The sequence below is a fragment of the Streptococcus sanguinis genome (assembly GCF_050222175.1).
Lineage (GTDB): Bacteria > Bacillota > Bacilli > Lactobacillales > Streptococcaceae > Streptococcus > Streptococcus sanguinis_M.
Genome location: NZ_CP071420.1, coordinates 1065131 through 1081033, shown reverse-complemented (window position 1 = coordinate 1081033; position 15903 = coordinate 1065131). Strand labels below are relative to the sequence as shown.

The window sequence follows — 15903 nt, the reverse complement described above, 5'->3', positions numbered from 1 at the left end:
AAATAAAATACCAGAAGACATTTTATTATTTTATCAGATCTATTACCTAAGAACTGGGGTAGCTGGATTCGAACCAACGCATGAGGGAGTCAAAGTCCCTTGCCTTACCGCTTGGCTATACCCCAAAAAGAGCGCTGACAAAAGTCACTTTATCATCGTCATAATGAACGCTAATGGAGAGAGAGGGATTCGAACCCCCGAACCCGAAGGAGCGGATTTACAGTCCGCCGCGTTTAGCCTCTTCGCTATCTCTCCGACAATCAACGCTATCTATTATAACATTGATACAATGAAAATGCAAGCCTTATTTGCTTAAATTATAGGTTTCAATCAAAGTTTCCACAGCTCTTTCAAGTTTTTTATAAAAACTTTCAGCATTTCCATTTTTGATGATTGCAAACTGGCCATCTAGTTCGGCAATCTCGCCGATAACCTTCTTGCCAATAGCAAGACTATAACCGTCAAATTGGTCTGCTCCGACCTTCACTTTGCTGTCTGTGATTTGAATTTCAATTTTTTTGTCTTTTTTACTCATAACTTACCTCTTTCAAATTTCTATTGTACACGAAAATAGCTGAGTGCGCAAGCTATCTTAGGCTAGAAACACAGAAAAACTGCCCAATCAAGGACAGTTTTTAGATTATACTTTTACAATCCAACCTTCTGGCGCTTCTATATCACCAAACTGGATACCAGTCAATTCGTCATACAGCTTGCGAGTGACTGGGCCGACTTCTGTTTCGCTATAAAAGACATGGAAATCTTCGCCGTGCTGGATACCTCCGATAGGGGAGATAACTGCAGCTGTTCCGCAAGCTCCAGCTTCAGTAAATTTACCCAAGTCTGCCAGAGGAACATCACCCTCAATCGGTTTGAGTCCTAGTCTATGCTCCGCTAGATAAAGCAAAGAGTACTTGGTGATGGATGGTAAGATTGAGGGACTGAGCGGCGTTACAAACTCATTATCCTTAGTGATACCAAAGAAGTTGGCAGATCCCACTTCTTCAATCTTGGTATGGGTTGCTGGATCCAGATAAATCACATCTGAGAAATGCTTATCCTTAGCAATCTTTCCTGGTAATAAACTGGCAGCGTAATTGCCTCCTACTTTAGCCGCACCAGTTCCGTGCGGTGCCGCACGATCATAGTCATCTGAGACAATGAAGTTAGTCGGAGTCAGACCACCTTTGAAGTAATTGCCGACCGGCATTACAAAGATAGTAAAAATATATTCTTCAGCTGGTTTCACACCAATAATATCGCCGACTCCAATCAAGAGCGGACGAATATAAAGAGTTCCGCCCGTTCCATAAGGTGGCACATATTCTTCATTAGCTCGGACAACCTGCTTGACTGCTTCCACAAACATTTCTGTAGGAACTTGCGGCATGAGCAAGCGGTCAGCTGTTCGTTGCAGACGCTCCGCATTTTTATCTGGACGGAAAAGCTGAATACTGCCGTCCTTAGTTCGATAAGCCTTCAGACCTTCAAAAGCCTGCTGGCCGTAGTGAAGGCTAGGAGACGACTCAGAGATATGGAGCGTAGCGTCCTCCGTTAATGTTCCTTCTTCCCACTGACCATTGCGATAGTAAGCTATGTAGCGATAAGGCAATTTCATATATGAGAATCCTAGATTTTCCCAATCAAGATTTACCGTCATAGTCTTTCTCCTCTTCTTCCAAACTTCATTTTTAGATACTCCCTATTTTACACCTTTTTGAGATATTTTCAAGTATTATTTTCAATTTTCAGAAAATTTTGTTATTCAGTCTTTTGTTCCGCTATCAAACTTATAGAAATTGAAAAAAACCAGCTCCTACGAACTGATTTGATGATTACTTGATATAAGCTGAGAAGACTTCTTCGTCTGAAATAGTATCAGAAATGAAGCTGCCGTTGCTAGTTCTCTCAGACAAGCTGAGGTCGGCTAGATTGATCTCATAGGCAGTTCCTTTATTAGAAAGCACCTGCAAAATCTGCTCCTCACTGGCTTCTGCTTCAGTAGTAAAGAGGTCGAAGTCCACTGCTTCGCCATAGACTGGTCCAGCTGCAAAGACACGATGTGGCTTGGCCTTAAGCTCTCTCAAGACTTGAAGACCGCGATTTGCCCGACTAGTAACAGGAATGTCTGCGACTGCCATACGCTTGAGCGAACCGCGCTGAGTCAGGAGGTAAAGCGAGTCTGTGTTGGCGATAAAAGCTGCCGCAAGGACATCGTCCTTCTTGAGGTTGATGGCTTTAACACCAGCCGCCTTAGCTCCGATGACAGGAACTTCCTCAATATTGAAACGAAGGGCATAGCCATTTTTGGTCACGAGCATAACATCATCCACCTTAATCGGCGCCAGAGCAATGACCTGGTCGTCTTCATTTTTCAGTTTAGCAAACTTGAGTGACTTAGACTTGTAAGTCCGCCAAGGACTGAATTCCTTGCGCTCCACTCGCTTGATTTGGCCCAGCTTGGTCGCTGCAAAGTAAGTGCCCTCCTCAAAGCTATCCAGCAATTCTGTATAGATAACCTCTTCCTTGGTATCAAAGTTACTGATGGTCTGGCTGAGGTGTTCTCCTATTTCTTTCCAGCGGATGTCTGACAGCTCATGAACAGGCCGGTAAATGACATTTCCCAGGCTAGTGAAAATCAATAAATGCTGGGTCGTCTTGGCTGGGCTGACGAAAATCAGTCGATCATCATCACGTTTGCCCATCTCCTCTAGGGTTGAAGCAGAGAAAGAACGCGGACTGGTCCGCTTGATATAACCAGAACGAGTCACGCTGACATAAGTCTCTTCCTCAACAATGAGACTAGCTGTATCAATCTCAATGGCATTTGCCGTATCCTGCAGCTCGCTGAGACGCGGATTGCCAAACTTCTTCTTAACATCGCGGAGCTCTCGCTTCATGAGGTTATACATGGTGCGCTCATCGCCGATAATGGCTGCCAGCATGGCAATCTTCTCGCGCAGCTCTGCTTCCTCCTCTTCCAGAACCACTACGTCCGTATTTGTCAAACGGTAGAGTTGGAGAGTGACGATAGCCTCAGCCTGCTCCTCGGTGAAATCATAGCTGACTTTAAGATTTTCCTTGGCGTCTGCTTTGTTTTCTGAAGCACGAATCAGGGCAATCACCTCATCCAAGATGGAAATAACCCGAATCAATCCTTCTACGATATGCAGTCGTTTCTCAGCCTTGGCCTTGTCAAAGCGACTACGAGCTAGAATAATCTCCTTGCGGTGGGCAATATAACTAGTCAAGATTGGTACAATCCCCACCAAACGCGGCGTGAAATTGTCGATCGCCACCATGTTGAAGTTATAATTCACCTGCAAATCAGTGTACTTAAAGAGGTAGTTGAGAATCAGCTCAGTATTGGCATCTTTCTTGAGCTCGATGGCAATGCGAAGACCGTCCCGATCTGATTCGTCCCGAACCTCAGCAATGCCAGCCACCTTATTGTTGACCCGCACATCGTCGATTTTCTTGACCAAGACCGCTTTATTAATCTCGTAAGGAATCTCGGTGATGACGATTTGCTCTTTACCGCCCTTCAGCTTTTCAATCTCAGTTCTGGAGCGCACCACGACGCGACCTTTACCAGTCTCGTAGGCTTTCTTGATTTCATCACGACCTTGGACAATGGCTCCTGTCGGGAAGTCAGGTCCAGGCAGAAACTCCATGAGCTTGTCCACCTTGGCCGACGGATGGTCAATCATATAGATGACCGCATCAATGACTTCGGCTAGATTATGAGGTGGAATGTCGGTCGCATAACCAGCGGAAATCCCTGTTGCTCCATTGACCAAAAGATTAGGAAAGGCTGCCGGCAGAACAGTCGGCTCCTTCTCGGTGTCGTCGAAGTTCCAAGCAAAAGGAACAGTATCTTTCTCAATATCTTGCAAAAGGTAGCCAGCCATCTCAGACAGCCGCGCCTCGGTATAACGCATAGCCGCCGGAGGATCACCGTCCATAGAACCATTGTTCCCGTGCATCTCAACGAGAATCTCCCGGTTTTTCCAATCCTGAGACATGCGGACCATGGCATCGTAGATGGAGCTGTCACCGTGGGGGTGGAAATTCCCCATGATGTTCCCGACTGACTTGGCCGACTTGCGGTAGCCCTTGTCAAAGGTATTGCCGTCCTTATTCATCGAATAAAGAATACGGCGTTGAACAGGCTTCAAGCCATCGCGAATGTCTGGCAAGGCCCGCTCCTGAATGATGTATTTGGAGTAGCGACCAAAGCGCTCTCCCATGATGTCCTCAAGGGACATGTTTTGAATGTTGGACATAATAATTCTCTTTTTTATTTTTCTTTTTAATAATAATTAGAAGCTAAGCCTCTCTTTAGCATACTCAATCATCTTCTCTGCGGTTACTTTGTCATAGTGGAAGCCTGTTTTGCGAGAGAAAGCTTGTGCTTCTTTGTGGAAAAAGTGCATGGTAGCTAAGAGAGACCTGGTGATTTGTTTCTGGTCAGAAAAGTCAAGCAAGGCTGTATATTCTTTCTCTTTCTCAGCAGGCAAATGCTGGAAGAGGTATTTGTAGTTCTTGCCAACATCGACCGTCCCCTTATCTGCTGCCACTTGCCAAGCTAAAAGCTTGAGCAATTCTTGTTGGCAGATTCCATACAAATGATCCGTCGCATAGACAAGGTGATTTCGATAAATGCCCTTAACTACATAAGCGGACACCCACCAAAATTCATTGCAGGATTTACCAAAGTCAGTCGCACTGGCTGGTGCCGTCCAATAGCGTTTGGGTGTCGGTGTATAAGGAGCAAACAATCCCTGCGGGTCATCCAGCACCGTAAAATCCGCTTCGCTATCCACCCATTCTTTGATGTGCTCCTTTGGGCAAAGGGTCAAATCTATCCGATTGCCATCTTCAAAGAGCATGAGATAGAGGCGGCGATGGTCTAGTAGGACATACTGCTCAATCATGCGCTTGCCAAACTTTTCCAACCATGCAAGGTCAGCCGCCAGAGCGTCCAAATTCTCCACAATGTAGACCACATCATAGTCTTGGAACTCGTCTCTGGGAGCCTTTGGGTTTGTCCGCGAGCCGGACATAGCGACAGCGTCAACTTGTAGCACTCTTGCGGTTTGCAAAATCACATCAAACATCTCGGTTTCAGTTCTCATGGGAATACCTGCCTTTTTAGTTGAAACTCTTGATTCTGTAGAGGACGTGTCTATAAAGCGGACTGTCAGCTGGAACTTTTTCGTTATCAAACTCTTTGACAAATTCCATGCCTAGCTTTTGCATGACTTTTTGCGAAGGGAGATTGAGTAAGGATGTAAAGGAGTAAACTTCTGACAAGCCAGCTTGCTGGAAAGCGAAGTCTAGACAGGCTTGGGCAACCTCTGTCGCATAACCACTATTCCAAAACTCTTTTCGCAAACGCCAGCCGATTTCTACAGCTTCTTTTCCAGCAAAAATCCGTAAATCCGAATGGTGCAGACCTACCAAGCCGATAAACTCCTGATTGTCTAAGTCACTCAGGGACAAACTTTTTACTTCATTTACTTTTTTCATTTTTCTTTTTGAATATTTTTGTGCCAGTCTCTCCCATGAGACAGGCAAACTGACTTTTTTTCTGTCAGTCACTTTTTTGAAAATAAATCGCTGGCAAGTTTTTAGTCAACAATTTTTAATTTATTTCTTGATTGTGAAAAATGCAGATTATCTGAATAAAATATTCTTTCAATACCTTTATTAGGAGTACTAACTGAATAGTTTAAATAATATAGTTCAGAACGATATTCTTCGTACATCTTTTCTATACTTTTATGAATATCATAAGTTAATATCCATTTTTTATCTTTCATATAATCCTTGATTGTTTTTGATAACCTAGAATGATCATCATGGTTATAAAAATTTGTATATAAACCTGGTCCTTTAGTATAATAAGGTGGATCAAAAAAAGTAAATGAATTTTTTGTTTTAGAAATTGACCTTTTAATAAACTGCTCAGCATCCATATTAAAAAGTTTAATCTGTTTTTTATGCTTAGATATTTCAAGAATTTTGTTTATTATATCTGATTTACTGAATCGACAATCTAGTTTGTATTTTCCATTCTGATTTTTACCACCAATAACCCCAGCTTTTATAATACCAGATCTATTTGTTCTATTAAGAAATAAAGTTGAAAAACCCAGAAGTAGTAAATCAGAAACATTTTTTTTATTATCTTGAATTGATTTCTGAATTTTCCACTCATCTATTGTTATGTCAGTATTTTCTATTTTATCAATCAACTCTTCAGTCAAATAAAGAACAGAGTACCAAAATGCATAGATAGATTTATCATAATCATTTACAATAATCTTTTCTACATCTCCAAGTAGCAAAAGTTTCATAGCAACTCCCGCTCCTCCCATATAAGGCTCAATATAAGTATGGCAATTATTTTCTTTAATCAATTCTTTAACGAATTCATAAACCTGAGTTTTCCCCCCAGGGTATCTTAATGGCGTATAGGTCTTACCTGACATATCATCACCTCATCTCTTATTGATAAAATTATACCCCTTTTTAAGTAACTTCCAAATTATAATCTAGGAAGTTTAACATTATCAGCTACATAGTTAAACGCTTTTTCAAATTGTACCTGAAATTCTTGAACTTTTTCAGGATTATTTTTTGCCCAATATTTGACTGGATTATTGTTGTACTTCCAATGAACTTTTTCTTTATTAAACCATTTTTTCCACACTTTTCTTTCAGCTATATTCTTAAACTCTCCATTAACTTGTTTATATTCCGATTCATAAGTTCCATTCTTAATTGATTGAATAACTTGGTAAATTGGATTATTCATAAAAACACTATGATTATAATTCTTTGCTGTTTTCCAATAATCTGAGTTATTATCATCAAGAATATCAAAAATAAATTCCTCTGGATTACATTGAAGGTCATTAGTAGGCAAAGTAATAAAATTTCTATAATCGTTTATATTTGCTTCAACATCTCCATCTAAGCAAACTATCGAATTCTTAGAAAATTCTGTTACTTTAGATTTATACAAGTGTATATAATTGGTACATGATAAAGTTGTATTTGACATGAAGTGTAATGAATTTTTAATTGAATGGTTATTACTATTCTTCAAAGAATGTATTAAGCCTTCAAAAACATATTGAGCCTCAGCATCTTCAAAATAAATCTTAATACTATCAGTAATTTTCTGTTCATTAGCTTGTGCCAACAACATATTTTTAAAATCAATTAAATATTTCATCTCTGATAACGTAGTTGTTGAATTGTCTTCAGAACTAATATCGGAGGAAAATAGTTTTATATCATGATTAGTACGTTGGTTCGATATTTTCAGTTTTTCACAATGTTCCAATAAAGTCAACGAATGTGAAGTGGCAAAAATTTGCACGTCAAAACTTCTTGCTTTTTGAAAGAGTATATCTAATAATTTATTCTGAGCGGCTGGATATAATGTCGCATCTATTTCATCAATAAGTAATATCCCACCCTTGTAATCATTAGGAAAATCATTTTTTAATTTCTTAAATGAATACAAAGCTAATAAAATTTGCCCAATATTATCTTCCCCTGATGAAATCATTTCAATAGTCATCTCTTCATCAATAAATGATGCTGTTTTCTTATTATTCAGATTTGTTTCAGTTGCAGTAAGATTGTCTGTATATTTTTTTAAAAGTATTGACTGATAAAGATTATGTATTTCTTTCTTATCCTGCGATGATAAATTGATTTGCAAGTCACTCATTTTAGTGGATCTGACTAACGGTGTTAATCTTTCCAGGCCTAAATAAATTACTGGATGGACATAATTGGATGATTTCCCGTCTTTTCTCCTAGTAACTAGACGAGGAAGTTTTTTGTTATGGTTCGTACTCTCAATTTTAAAACTATCTTTATTGCTCAATGTAACTTTAGCATGTTCTATATTTCTAACATCATTTGGAGATAATTTAAAATGCTCTGCAGATGTGGACTCAAAATCATCCCCAAAATAAGTTAGTAATTTTTTATATTGCACAACTTTAGGGTCATTTTCTGAAAGTCTCTTTATATCTTTTTTATTAAGTTTTTTTACATCTCCAGAAATAAAAGGAATAACATTATTGTGATAAGAGAAACCTTGGGCAATCATTCCTAATATAGTTGATTTCCCTGTACCATTCTTCCCTGAAATAATATTTACATATTTTGACGGCTTGAACGATACTTCTTTAATTACTCTAAAATCTTTAATTTCTAATTCTTCAATGTACATTTTATTATTTATCGATGATACCATTTTTAAAAACTCTTTCTTTTAAATATAATTACACAATATTTTAAAACACCGTCGCTTCCTCAAGCGTAAACTTGACGTTATCCTCAATCCACTTGCGGCGTGGTTCGACCTTGTCGCCCATGAGGACATTGACACGGCGTTCGGCGCGGGCCAGGTCTTCGATGGTGACACGGATGAGAGTGCGGGTATCAGGATTCATGGTTGTCTCCCAGAGTTGGTCGGCGTTCATTTCACCGAGCCCCTTGTAGCGCTGGAGCATGGCCCCCTTGCCAAACTTGAGGCGCAGGTCATCCAGCTCGCCATCGGTCCAGGCATACTCGACGACTTCACTCTTGCCCTTGCCCTTGGACATCTTGTAGAGAGGCGGCAGGGCGATATAGACGCGGCCAGCCTCAACCAGCGGGCGCATATAGCGATAGAAAAAGGTCAGCAGCAAGGTCTGGATATGGGCACCGTCGGTGTCCGCATCGGTCATGATGATGATCTTGTCATAGTTGGCATCCTCAAGGGTAAAGTCTGACCCAACACCTGCTCCAATCGTGTAAATCATGGTGTTGATTTCTTCGTTCTTGAGAATGTCAGCCATCTTAGCCTTAGCAGTATTGATAACCTTACCGCGTAGGGGCAGGATGGCTTGGAACTTACGGTCACGGCCTTGCTTAGCTGAACCACCGGCAGAGTCTCCCTCGACCAGATAGAGTTCGTTCTTGGCTGGGTTCTTGGACTGGGCCGGAGTCAGCTTACCAGAGAGCAAGCCCTTGTCTTTCTTATTCTTCTTGCCGTTCCGACTTTCATCACGCGCCTTACGGGCTGCTTCCCTAGCATCTCTGGCCTTGATAGCCTTTCGGATAAGATTAGAAGCCAGTTCGCCATTTTCCAAGAGGAAGAAAGTCAGTTTGTCAGAGACGATAGAATCCACGGCCGGACGAGCCAAAGGGCTGCCCAGCTTGTCCTTGGTCTGACCTTCAAACTGCAGGTGCGCCTCAGGGACCAGGATGGATAGGACAGCAGCTAGACCCTCGCGGTAGTCCGATCCTTCCAGATTCTTGTCCTTTTCCTTGAGCAGGCCCGTCTTTCTGGCATAGTCGTTCATGGCCTTGGTAATAGCGGTCTTGAGCCCCGTTTCGTGGGTACCGCCGTCCTTGGTGCGGACGTTATTGACAAAGGACAGGATATTATCGGCGTAGCCGTCGTTGTACTGGAGGGCCACCTGAACTTGGAATCCGCTCTCCTCGCCCTCGAAATAGAGGACAGGAGTCAGGGTTTCCTTGTCTTCATTGAGATAGCTGACAAAGTCTTCAACCCCGTTCTCATAGTGGAACTCTACTTCATCTCCAGTCCGCGCATCGGTCAGCGACAGGCGGACATTCTTGAGCAGGAAGGCTGATTCCTTAAGCCGCTCCGCAATGGTGTTGTACTTGAAGTCTGTCGTTGAAAAAATCGTATCGTCTGGCATGAAGGTCACTTTGGTCCCAGACTTGGACTTAGGTGCAGTGCCGATTTTCTTGAGCGTAGTGACTGGTTTTCCGCCATTTTCAAAGCGCTGCTTATAAACAGTCCCATCCCGCGTGATTTCCACTTCCAGCCAGCTGGATAGGGCATTGACAACAGAGGAGCCTACTCCGTGGAGTCCACCCGAGGTCTTATAACCACCTTGGCCGAACTTACCGCCGGCGTGGAGAACGGTGAAGATGACTTCAACCGTAGGAATACCCATAGCGTGCTTGCCGACAGGCATCCCGCGTCCGTGGTCTGCGACGGTCAAACTGCCGTCCTTGTTGATTGTCACATCGATCCGGTCACCGAAGCCTGACAGGGCCTCATCGACAGCATTGTCCACAATCTCCCAGACCAGATGGTGGAGTCCAGCTCCGTCGGTCGATCCGATATACATTCCTGGACGTTTGCGGACCGCGTCCAACCCTTCTAATACCTGAATAGCATCGTCATTATAATTGTTAATATTAATTTCCTTTTTTGCCACAAGAACCTCCTAATGATTCATCTTTTCTATCTTACAAGTTTTTGGCAAATATTGCAAAGATTTTTTTGAAAATAATGCTGATAAGGACTGATTTTACACGAAGAAGAATCCAATATCCGAGTAGACATTTCCTGCTATAAATTCTATCCTTTTCTATTGTAAGAAAGCGAAATAATGGTATAATAAAATCATGATGAACACGATAATTGGATTAATACTAGCATATTTACTGGGCTCTATTCCGACTGGGCTTTGGATTGGGCAAATTTTCTTTAAAAAGAACCTGAGAGAATACGGCAGTGGCAATACCGGAACGACCAATACTTTCCGCATTTTGGGAAAGACCGCGGGGACGGCTACTTTTGCGATCGACTTTCTCAAAGGAACTGCAGCGACCCTGCTGCCTTTCTTTTTGCATATTGAGGGAGTTTCGCCGCTTGTCTTTGGCCTCTTGGCTGTGATTGGCCATACCTTTCCTATCTTTGCTGGCTTTAAGGGCGGCAAGGCCGTGGCAACCAGTGCAGGGGTTGTTCTGGGCTTCTCACCAGCCTTCTTTGTCTATCTGATTGTCATCTTTGCCAGCATCCTTTATCTGGGAAGTATGATTTCTCTGGCAAGTGTGCTCTCAGCAGTCATCGCTATCCTGTCAGCGCTGCTCTTTCCTCTAGCCGGCTTTATATTGCCTAGCTATGACCTCTTCTTCACTCTGATTATCATTGCGCTGGCTTTGATTATTATCCTCCGACACAAGGACAATATTCAGCGTATCAAGCAGAAAAAAGAAAATTTAATCCCTTGGGGCTTGAATATCACACATCAAAATCCTGAGGCTAAGAAATAAAACGGAAGTGAACAACTTCCGTTTTATTGTGTCTTTTAACTAGTCTTCTTTGTGACTTTTCTTGATTCCTGCCAATCCAAAGAATCCTAAAACCATACCAACTAAGCTCAGGGCAACTGTTGATTCACTTCCTGTCTGTGGCAGTTCTTTAGCTGCAGGGTCCTTAGTGAAGGTCTTGGCAACATGGACAGGTACTTGCTTGGTTTGTTTTGGAGTATTAACCAGTGGAGCTGCCTGTTTTCCAGGATCAGCTGCTTTAGCACTAGCTGGGTAGGAAGCCGCATTAGCCGGATCCGTTCCTTGCTTGATTTCCTCAATATCTGTGTAGCCATCGCCGTCTGTATCCTTTGTGGATGAAATAGAGATAGCACGAGAGTTTGGATTGATAACTGCATAGGCTGTCAAATCAGCTTTTGCAAGATAGTCTGCGAAAGCCACATCCATAGATGGTCCTTCCTCGCGAGGGCCACCCAGCATGGTATAGCCATCACCACCAGCAGCCAAGAAGTCATTGGTTGTCAGATAGTAGGTCTTATTTGGATCAAGAGGCTCATAAACACCAGTTTCTTTGTTCTTAATCTCGATGTGGAGAACACGCTGATTAGCCGGCAGAGTCGTGTCGTAGTAGACTTTAGCTCCAGAGATTTGCAGGTAACCACCGCTTGGTTCTAGCAAGGGTTGTCCGTTCTCATCCAGCACAGGCTTGCCATCTTTTTCCTGAAGAATAGAGCCTAGAGATTTGGCAAACATATCTGCAATGTTTTGACCAGTTACCTTGATTTGAGAAATAGTATTTCCAAAAGGCAATACGGCGATAACATTTCCCTTGGTGATTGGCTTGTCTTTGGCAATAGTTTCTCTCAGACCGCCTCCGTTAGTAACAGCCAGGTCTGTTTTGTTGGCAAAGCCAGTTTGACCATAATCATAGAGAGCATCGGCTACAACATTACCCAGATTGGTTTCCCGAACTCGGACATTTTCACGGTCACCATTAAGTTCTACAGGGCTGTTTGCCACGATAACCTTAGCATTATCTGAGTCGTATCTGGCTTTAATCTTGCTGACCATGTCTGCTACAACTGGGTCTGGAGCGACTTTCTTAGCTGTTTCAGCAGGGATTTGCTGAGGATTACCTAGAAGCTGATTGGCCTTGAAAGTCACTTTTCCGATATTGTGTAGATAGCTACCGGTCTGGTTGTAGGTTACATTATCGCCATAAGTTGTAGAAGCTACTGTGTGGGAGTGTCCGTCAATAACGGTTACACGTTTGCCTTTGAGCTTAGGATTTTTGGAAAGGGCCTCAGATAAGGTTGAGCCGCGCCACTCAGTTGGAGTGGTCGTATCAATACCTAAGTGAGCTAGAACAACGTAGTTTTTGTAGTTCTTTCCTTCTGCCGCTGCGCGTGCTTCAATTTCGTCAATAACCCGATTAACCTCTGTGATTGGATCAGTGAAGGTCACGCCTTGAATGTTTTTAGGGTGAGTTTTTGTAGCAGTTTCAGGTGTTGTCACACCGATTACTACAAACTCATCTCCCTCAACCGCTGGGTCCTTGTCCACAATGGTAGAAGCTTGGAAAACTCGAGCATTGTTGGCGTAAGTGTTAGAACTGAGAAGTGGGAATTTAAGAATTTCCTTGTATTTCTTTGCCTCATCCAGACCAAAGTCAAACTCATGGTTACCGACTGCCATAGCATCGTAGCCAATTTCATTGAGGATTTTCGCACGTTCTTCCCCTTTTGAGCTATTGGAAATTGGCAGCCCTTGGAAGGCATCACCCGCATCCACAACAAGCACTTTAGGATTTTTAGCGCGCTCTTCCTTGATAACAGTAGCCAGCTTAGCATCACCGATAACGCCTTTTTCCTCTACGATGCGACCGTGAACATCGTTGGTATGGAGAATCGTAGCCTCTGGTAGATTTTCAGACTGGGCTGGTGCTGCAGCGGCTTCTGTCGCAGCTGGACCAGCCGGAGCAGCTGCATTCTGACTATCTGCTGCTGGCTTTTCTTCTGCTGAAGCTGCTGGAGCAGTTGGTTGCGTTGCAGAAGCTGTCTCAGCAGCTGGCTGACTGGTCAACTCCGTCGTTGCTGGTTCAGGACTAGCCTGAGCCTCTTCCGCAGAGACTTGATGCGCCAAAAAAGCAGGTGCCAAAAGCACTGTTGATAGAACAGGTAAGATGAAAAATTTCTTCTTCATATAACGAACACTCCTCTTTAGTATTTTGTTATATTATACCTCTTTTTGGTTTAAAAAGGAACTATATCCTTAATATTTCAACAAATATTCGTATTTTCAGAAATTTTCTGGAAAGTTTTCTGTGTTAAAAAAGACCCTGAAATTCATCAGAGTCTTATTTACATTATCCTTCAAAGACAACTTCTCCATCACAGATGGTAAACTTCACTTGGCCTTTAAGGTTTTCGCCAACGAAAGGTGAATTGCCCGCTTTGGAGGCAAAGTGGTCAGTCACAAGCCTATCTGCTTCTGGGTCAAATATCGTCAAATCAGCAGGGCCGTCCTGATCAATGAAACCAGCATCAAAACCATACAACTGAGCCGGATTGATTGTCATTTTTTCCAAAAGTCCCATCAAGCTCAGATGACCAGCATCTACCAAGTAGGTTAGGCCAAGAGAAAGCGAAGTCTCAAGCCCAGTCATGCCAGAAGGCGCCTGAGTGATATCAGCTACATTTTTCTCGTCAGCATGATGTGGAGCATGGTCCGTCGCAATGACAGAAATGACACCAGACTTGAGCCCCTCAATAACCGCCAGACGGTCCGATTCTAAGCGCAGAGGTGGATTCATCTTAGCATTGCTGCCCTTGATCAATAGCAGAGCTTCTGTCTTAGAGAAGTGCTGAGGCGCTGCTTCAGCGGTGACTTGAGCGCCTAGCTTCTGAGCGAATTCCACAACCTTTACACTCTCAGCCTTGGACAAATGCTGGATATGCACGTGTGCTTTGGCATCATAAGCAATCATGACATCGCGGGCAATCATGCTGTATTCTGCCACACCTGTCGCGCCGCAGATATGAAAATGCTCTTTGGCAATATGCTCATTGAAACCGAGTATGCCGTTGAGATTAGGATCTTCCTCGTGCAAGCTGATAAAAGTATCGTTTTTGCTCGCTTCAACAAGAGCTTTGCGGACAATGCCAGCGTTGGTCAGTGGAATACCGTCATCAGAAAAACCTACTGCACCAGCTGCCAAGAGACCTTGAAAATCTGTCAGATGTTGTCCATCAAAATTCTCTGTAATTGTTGCAACCGACTTGATATGGATATTTTCCCGACTAGCCGACTCCAGTACTTCCTTCAGAGTTTCAACCGTAGAGATAGTCGGATTGGTATTGGCCATCATAACAACTGTCGTAAAGCCACCTGCTGCTGCTGCCAAAGCCCCCGTATGAATATCTTCCTTATGAGTCTGGCCCGGCTCCCGGAAATGCACATGTATATCCACCAAACCAGGAGCCACAACCAAACCACTGGCATCAATAACTTTTGCATCTTTCACCTGTAAATCTTGACCAATTTTAATAATTTTCTTCCCCTCAACCAAGAGGTCGGCAATTTGGTCAAAACCAGTCTTAGGATCCATAACTCGTCCGTTTTTGATTAATAGCATCGTCTTATCTCCTTATTCGTAAAAATCCACCTGCGTATCCAAGAGCTTGTCCCCGTCATAAACAAACTTTGCAGAAAAGAAAGGCTTGTCTTCTAGAAGCCACTCAACAAAGGTATGATCGCCTTCCCAAGTTGGTTTAGATAAAACCTGGTCATAGGGTACCCATTCCAAAGTCCCTTCGTTGCAGTCAATCAGTTCACCCTCAAACTCAGTCACCTTGAAGACATAGGTGTACCAGTCCAAGTCGGGAGTAAACTCAGGAAAAGTAATAACGCCTTTGAGAACAGGCTTGGCCTTTAGACCTGTTTCCTCTAGAATCTCACGTGCAGCGCATTCCTGTGGGGTCTCTCCTCGCTCTAGCTTGCCACCGACACCAATCCACTTCCCAGCATGAACATCATTGGGCTTTTTGTTGCGGTGCAGCATGAGAAACTCCCGGCCATTATCGATATAACAAATCGTTGCTAACTGAACCATACTACCTCCTATGCTAACCAATCAATAGGTTCCAAGCCCTTAGCCACTAAGAAATCATTAGTACGAGAAAAAGGTTTACTACCAAAGAAACCACGATACGCAGACAGCGGACTTGGGTGAGCCGACTCGATGATCAAATGTTGCGAATTGCTTATCAAACCTTTTTTCTTGCGGGCGTAAGAACCCCAAAGGATAAAGACAACTGGATCAATCTTCTCATTGACTACTTTGATAATCGCATCTGTAAATGGCTCCCAGATTAAGCCGGCATGCGCATTAGCCTGACCAGCAGGCACTGTCAAACCAGCATTGAGCAAGAGAACACCCTGCTGAGCCCAGGAAGTCAAATCATGCGACTCTTTCACTCCGATATCATCAGCCAGTTCTTTGAGAATATTCTGCAAAGAAGGCGGAGCTGGAATATCATTAGGTACCGAAAAACTCAAGCCCTGTGCCTGTCTCGGTCCGTGGTAGGGGTCCTGCCCTAAAATAACCACCTTAACATCCGCTAAATCAGTCGTCTGAATCGCATTAAAAACCTTTTCCCGAGGTGGGTAAATGGTCCCTGAAGCATACACTTCGTCTAAAAAATGATTGATTTTTGCAAAATAACCTTCCGGCAGCTGCTCCTTAATCAAAGCGTGCCAAGCTGAATGCTGCATACATGTCTCCTCTCATTTCCTACG

Annotated in this window: 12 protein-coding genes, 2 tRNA genes and 1 pseudogene; 1 reads left to right on the top strand and 14 read right to left on the bottom strand. The window is 43.1% G+C overall.

Translation table 11 applies throughout. The annotated features are described in order from the left end of the window. Positions 1 to 53: 53 nt before the first annotated feature. The 10 genes and pseudogenes from J1C91_RS05465 to parE all read right to left on the bottom strand — a co-directional run bounded on the left by J1C91_RS05465 (position 54) and on the right by parE (position 10268). A tRNA-Gln gene (locus J1C91_RS05465) sits at positions 54 to 125 on the bottom strand. A 49-nt stretch (positions 126 to 174) separates the two neighbouring features. Further along, positions 175 to 255, bottom strand: a tRNA-Tyr gene (locus J1C91_RS05460). Positions 256 to 304: 49 nt separating this feature from the next. Next, the gene (locus J1C91_RS05455; protein WP_002895433.1) at positions 305 to 535 is read right to left on the bottom strand and encodes a DUF2969 domain-containing protein; all 231 of its coding nucleotides are present in this window, start codon (positions 533 to 535) and stop codon (positions 305 to 307) included. A gap of 105 nt (positions 536 to 640) precedes the next feature. Continuing rightward, positions 641 to 1666 (bottom strand): annotated as a pseudogene (locus J1C91_RS05450) (branched-chain amino acid aminotransferase); the annotation flags it as partial. Positions 1667 to 1835: 169 nt separating this feature from the next. Next, complete coding sequence (gene parC, locus J1C91_RS05445) at positions 1836 to 4286, bottom strand: DNA topoisomerase IV subunit A (RefSeq protein ID WP_125438590.1); 2451 nt, start codon at positions 4284 to 4286, stop codon at positions 1836 to 1838. 36 nt (positions 4287 to 4322) lie between these two features. Next, complete coding sequence (locus tag J1C91_RS05440; protein ID WP_125438588.1) at positions 4323 to 5138, bottom strand: aminoglycoside 6-adenylyltransferase; 816 nt, start codon at positions 5136 to 5138, stop codon at positions 4323 to 4325. A 16-nt stretch (positions 5139 to 5154) separates the two neighbouring features. Then, positions 5155 to 5604 carry a GNAT family N-acetyltransferase gene (locus tag J1C91_RS05435; protein WP_376739336.1) on the bottom strand — a complete coding sequence of 150 codons (450 nt, stop codon included), beginning with the start codon at positions 5602 to 5604 and terminating at the stop codon, positions 5155 to 5157. A 29-nt stretch (positions 5605 to 5633) separates the two neighbouring features. Further along, on the bottom strand, positions 5634 to 6497 hold the full coding sequence (locus J1C91_RS05430) for a DNA adenine methylase (protein ID WP_172934308.1): 864 nt from the start codon (positions 6495 to 6497) through the stop codon (positions 5634 to 5636). Positions 6498 to 6553: 56 nt separating this feature from the next. Next, on the bottom strand, positions 6554 to 8284 hold the full coding sequence (locus J1C91_RS05425; protein ID WP_260468952.1) for an AAA family ATPase: 1731 nt from the start codon (positions 8282 to 8284) through the stop codon (positions 6554 to 6556). 40 nt (positions 8285 to 8324) lie between these two features. Further along, positions 8325 to 10268: a DNA topoisomerase IV subunit B gene (gene parE / locus J1C91_RS05420; protein ID WP_125438582.1), complete on the bottom strand. Its 1944-nt coding sequence runs from the start codon at positions 10266 to 10268 to the stop codon at positions 8325 to 8327. A gap of 190 nt (positions 10269 to 10458) precedes the next feature. On the opposite strand from parE, the gene plsY reads away from it, so the two are divergent. Continuing rightward, complete coding sequence (gene plsY / locus J1C91_RS05415; RefSeq protein ID WP_125402064.1) at positions 10459 to 11109, top strand: glycerol-3-phosphate 1-O-acyltransferase PlsY; 651 nt, start codon at positions 10459 to 10461, stop codon at positions 11107 to 11109. A gap of 39 nt (positions 11110 to 11148) precedes the next feature. Here plsY and nt5e read toward each other — a convergent pair whose 3' ends face one another. The 4 genes from nt5e to J1C91_RS05395 form a co-directional block, all read right to left on the bottom strand. Further along, complete coding sequence (gene nt5e, locus J1C91_RS05410; protein ID WP_125438580.1) at positions 11149 to 13308, bottom strand: cell surface ecto-5'-nucleotidase Nt5e; 2160 nt, start codon at positions 13306 to 13308, stop codon at positions 11149 to 11151. A gap of 163 nt (positions 13309 to 13471) precedes the next feature. Then, positions 13472 to 14740, bottom strand: coding sequence for a dihydroorotase (locus J1C91_RS05405; protein WP_125438578.1), 1269 nt, complete (start codon positions 14738 to 14740; stop codon positions 13472 to 13474). Positions 14741 to 14752: 12 nt separating this feature from the next. Beyond that, positions 14753 to 15217 carry an NUDIX hydrolase gene (locus J1C91_RS05400; RefSeq protein ID WP_002904550.1) on the bottom strand — a complete coding sequence of 155 codons (465 nt, stop codon included), beginning with the start codon at positions 15215 to 15217 and terminating at the stop codon, positions 14753 to 14755. Between the two features lie 8 nt (positions 15218 to 15225). Then, on the bottom strand, positions 15226 to 15879 hold the full coding sequence (locus tag J1C91_RS05395; RefSeq protein WP_125438575.1) for a uracil-DNA glycosylase: 654 nt from the start codon (positions 15877 to 15879) through the stop codon (positions 15226 to 15228). Positions 15880 to 15903 lie beyond the last annotated feature (24 nt).

Bases quoted from the DNA above. Each gene is read 5' to 3' on its own strand.
- J1C91_RS05455 (WP_002895433.1), bottom strand. From the start codon at position 535: ATGAGTAAAAAAGACAAAAAAATTGAAATTCAAATCACAGACAGCAAA.
- parC (WP_125438590.1), bottom strand. From the start codon at position 4,286: ATGTCCAACATTCAAAACATGTCCCTTGAGGACATCATGGGAGAGCGC.
- J1C91_RS05440 (WP_125438588.1), bottom strand. From the start codon at position 5,138: ATGAGAACTGAAACCGAGATGTTTGATGTGATTTTGCAAACCGCAAGA.
- J1C91_RS05430 (WP_172934308.1), bottom strand. From the start codon at position 6,497: ATGTCAGGTAAGACCTATACGCCATTAAGATACCCTGGGGGGAAAACT.
- J1C91_RS05425 (WP_260468952.1), bottom strand. From the start codon at position 8,284: ATGGTATCATCGATAAATAATAAAATGTACATTGAAGAATTAGAAATT.
- plsY (WP_125402064.1), top strand. From the start codon at position 10,459: ATGATGAACACGATAATTGGATTAATACTAGCATATTTACTGGGCTCT.
- nt5e (WP_125438580.1), bottom strand. From the start codon at position 13,308: ATGAAGAAGAAATTTTTCATCTTACCTGTTCTATCAACAGTGCTTTTG.
- J1C91_RS05405 (WP_125438578.1), bottom strand. From the start codon at position 14,740: ATGCTATTAATCAAAAACGGACGAGTTATGGATCCTAAGACTGGTTTT.
- J1C91_RS05400 (WP_002904550.1), bottom strand. From the start codon at position 15,217: ATGGTTCAGTTAGCAACGATTTGTTATATCGATAATGGCCGGGAGTTT.
- J1C91_RS05395 (WP_125438575.1), bottom strand. From the start codon at position 15,879: ATGCAGCATTCAGCTTGGCACGCTTTGATTAAGGAGCAGCTGCCGGAA.